The sequence below is a fragment of the Pseudokineococcus sp. 5B2Z-1 genome, from assembly GCF_037482305.1.
In the GTDB taxonomy this organism is placed as follows: domain Bacteria; phylum Actinomycetota; class Actinomycetes; order Actinomycetales; family Quadrisphaeraceae; genus Pseudokineococcus.
Window position 1 is genome coordinate 906,007 of record NZ_JBBHZG010000002.1, and the last position, 3,002, is coordinate 909,008.

At 75.3% G+C, this 3,002-nt stretch carries 4 protein-coding genes; all 4 read left to right on the top strand.

All coding sequences use genetic code 11. The annotated features are described in order from the left end of the window. Positions 1 to 81: 81 nt before the first annotated feature. The 4 genes from rplK to rplL all read left to right on the top strand — a co-directional run bounded on the left by rplK (position 82) and on the right by rplL (position 2,928). Entirely contained in the window at positions 82 to 513 is a 432-nt protein-coding gene (gene rplK, locus WDV85_RS08305; protein ID WP_171201647.1) for a 50S ribosomal protein L11, read from the top strand. 160 nt (positions 514 to 673) lie between these two features. Then, the gene (gene rplA, locus WDV85_RS08310; protein WP_171201648.1) at positions 674 to 1,387 is read left to right on the top strand and encodes a 50S ribosomal protein L1; all 714 of its coding nucleotides are present in this window, start codon (positions 674 to 676) and stop codon (positions 1,385 to 1,387) included. Between the two features lie 407 nt (positions 1,388 to 1,794). After that, complete coding sequence (rplJ, locus tag WDV85_RS08315; protein WP_171201649.1) at positions 1,795 to 2,367, top strand: 50S ribosomal protein L10; 573 nt, start codon at positions 1,795 to 1,797, stop codon at positions 2,365 to 2,367. A 171-nt stretch (positions 2,368 to 2,538) separates the two neighbouring features. After that, positions 2,539 to 2,928: a 50S ribosomal protein L7/L12 gene (gene rplL, locus WDV85_RS08320; RefSeq protein WP_298801347.1), complete on the top strand. Its 390-nt coding sequence runs from the start codon at positions 2,539 to 2,541 to the stop codon at positions 2,926 to 2,928. The last annotated feature ends 74 nt before the right edge of the window (positions 2,929 to 3,002 follow it).

Genomic DNA, 3,002 nt, shown 5'->3' on the forward strand with positions numbered 1-3,002 from the left:
ACCCTCCCCTGTCCCTGGGGCGCCCGTCGGCGCCCCGGCCCGCGCCAGCGGGACCTGCGACAGACGAGACGAGGACGTGCCATGCCCCCCAAGAAGAGGGTCTCCGGGCTCATCAAGCTCCAGATCAAGGCCGGCGCCGCGACGCCGGCCCCGCCGATCGGCCCCGCGCTGGGCCAGCACGGCGTGAACATCATGGAGTTCTGCAAGGCCTACAACGCCGCGACGGAGTCCCAGCGCGGCAACGTGGTCCCGGTGGAGATCACGGTCTACGAGGACCGCTCGTTCACCTTCATCACCAAGACCCCGCCGGCCGCCGAGCTCATCAAGAAGGCCGCGGGCGTCGACAAGGGCTCCCCGACGCCGCACACGACGAAGGTCGCGAGCCTCACCGCCGAGCAGGTCCGCGCCATCGCGGAGCAGAAGCTCGAGGACCTCAACGCCAACGACGTGGACGCCGCCAGCAAGATCATCGCGGGCACCGCCCGGTCGATGGGCATCACCGTCCAGGGCTGAGGCCCGCGCGCGCACCGCCGGCCGGTCCTCCGGCCGGCGCCCCCCGGCCCGCCGGGGACCCGCAGGACCCGCACCACCAGTGGCAGGGCCCGCGCTGGCCCGCCGACCACGACTCCACCCACCCCACCGCGGCGCTCCGCCGCGACCACGAGGAGCTGACATGCGCAGCAAGAAGTACCGCGCCTCCGCCGAGAAGATCGACGACACCCGCCTCTACGCGCCGCTGGACGCCGTGCGCCTGGCCCGCGAGACGTCGACGACCTCCTACGACGCCACGGTCGAGGTCGCCATGCGCCTCGGCGTCGACCCGCGCAAGGCGGACCAGATCGTCCGCGGCACGGTCAACCTGCCGCACGGCACGGGCAAGACCGCCCGCGTGCTCGTCTTCGCGACGGGCGAGCGCGCCGCGCAGGCCGAGGCCGCCGGCGCCGACGTCGTCGGCGGCGACGAGCTGATCGAGCGCGTCCAGGGCGGCTTCCTGGACTTCGACGCGGCGGTCGCCACGCCCGACCTCATGGGCAAGGTCGGCCGCCTGGGCCGCGTGCTCGGCCCCCGCGGCCTCATGCCGAACCCGCGCACCGGCACCGTCACCATGGACGTCGCCAAGGCCGTGTCCGACATCAAGGGCGGCCGGATCGAGTTCCGGGTCGACAAGCACTCCAACCTCCACTTCGTCGTGGGCAAGACGTCCTTCACGGACACCCAGCTGGTGGAGAACTACGGCGCCGCCCTCGACGAGGTGCTGCGGCTCAAGCCGTCGGCGTCCAAGGGCCGCTACATCAGCAAGGCGACGATGACGACGACGATGGGCCCGGGCATCCCGCTCGACGCCTCGCGCACCCGCGGCCTCCTCGAGGAGACCCCGGCGGTCTGACCGCCACCGGGCCCGGGTGCCGATGGGCGCCCGGACCCGGCCCGCGCTGCACCCCGAGAGCCCCCGCCCGTCCCGGGCGGGGGCTCTCGCGCGCCCGGGGGTCGCCCGCCCGGGGAGGGGACCGCGCCGCAGGTGGCGATTTGGAGGGAGGCGCTCCGGCCGCCTACTCTTCCCCCGACCGAAGACCGCCGGTCGCCGTCCGCCCGCGGACGGCGCCAAGGTCCCGCGCTCGACGCGGGTGCCGGCGCAGGTGCCAGCAGCTCCGACGCGGACCCCCGGGTGCGCGTCGCCCCGAGCCCCGTGCGCCTCGCGCCGGGGCTCTCGTCGTCCTCGGGGCCGACCCGGTGGGCCGCCCCCGGGCGCCCCGCCGGCGGTGGTGACCACCCACCCACCCCGGAAGGAGGGCCATGGCGAATCCTGAGAAGGAGGCGGCGGTCGCCGAGCTGGCGGAGAAGTTCCGCGGCTCGAACGCCGCCGTGCTCACCGAGTACCGCGGGCTCACCGTCGCGCAGCTCAAGCGGCTGCGGCGCGCGCTGGGCGAGAACGCGACGTACTCCGTCTCGAAGAACACGCTGACGAAGATCGCGGCCCGGCAGGCCGGCGTCGAGGCCTTCGACGCCGACCTCAACGGCCCCACGGCCATCGCGTTCGTCACCGGCGACCCGGTGGAGGCGGCGAAGGGCCTGCGCGACTTCGCGCGCGACAACCCGCAGCTCGTCATCAAGGCCGGCCTGCTCGACGGCCGCGCCGTGAGCGCGGCCGAGGTCACGCAGCTCGCCGACCTCGAGTCGCGCGAGGTCCTGCTCGCCAAGGCCGCGGGCGCCATGAAGGCGACCCTGTCGCGGGGCGCCTTCGTCCTCGCCGCGCCGCTGTCCAAGGCGGTCCGGACGGTCGAGGCGCTGCGCGTCGAGCGCGAGGCCCAGGGCGGCGGGTCCGCCGACGCCGCCGAGGCGGCCGAGCCCGCCACCGCGGACGCCTGAGCCGCACCACCCACCCGCGCGCGGCCCCGGCCGCCCGCACGCGCCCGCCCGCGGGCGCCGCACCGCACCCCACCGCCCGACGAACCCGCCCGCACCGCCCGGTGACCCCCTGGTGACCGCGCACCGGTGACGGGCTCCCCGACGAGGGACCGACCAGAGAGGACCGCCCCCATGGCGAAGCTCAGCACCGACGAGCTGCTCGACGCGTTCAAGGAGCTCACGCTCATCGAGCTCTCCGACTTCGTGAAGAAGTTCGAGGAGACCTTCGACGTCACCGCCGCCGCCCCCGTGGCCGTGGCCGGCGGCGCCGCCGCCGGTGGCGGCGCGCCCGCCGAGGCCGAGGAGGAGAAGACGGAGTTCGACGTCGTCCTCGAGGCCGCCGGCGACAAGAAGATCCAGGTCATCAAGGAGGTGCGCGCCCTCACGAGCCTCGGCCTCAAGGAGGCCAAGGACCTCGTGGACGGCGCGCCCAAGAACGTCCTCGAGGGCGTGGCCAAGGACGCGGCCGACGCGGCGAAGGCGCAGCTCGAGGGCGCCGGCGCCACCGTCACCGTCAAGTGACGACGCCCGCCGCCCGCCGCTGACGCGGGGGGCGGCGGAGAGCACCACCGCCGAGGGGGGGGGGGGGGGGAGTG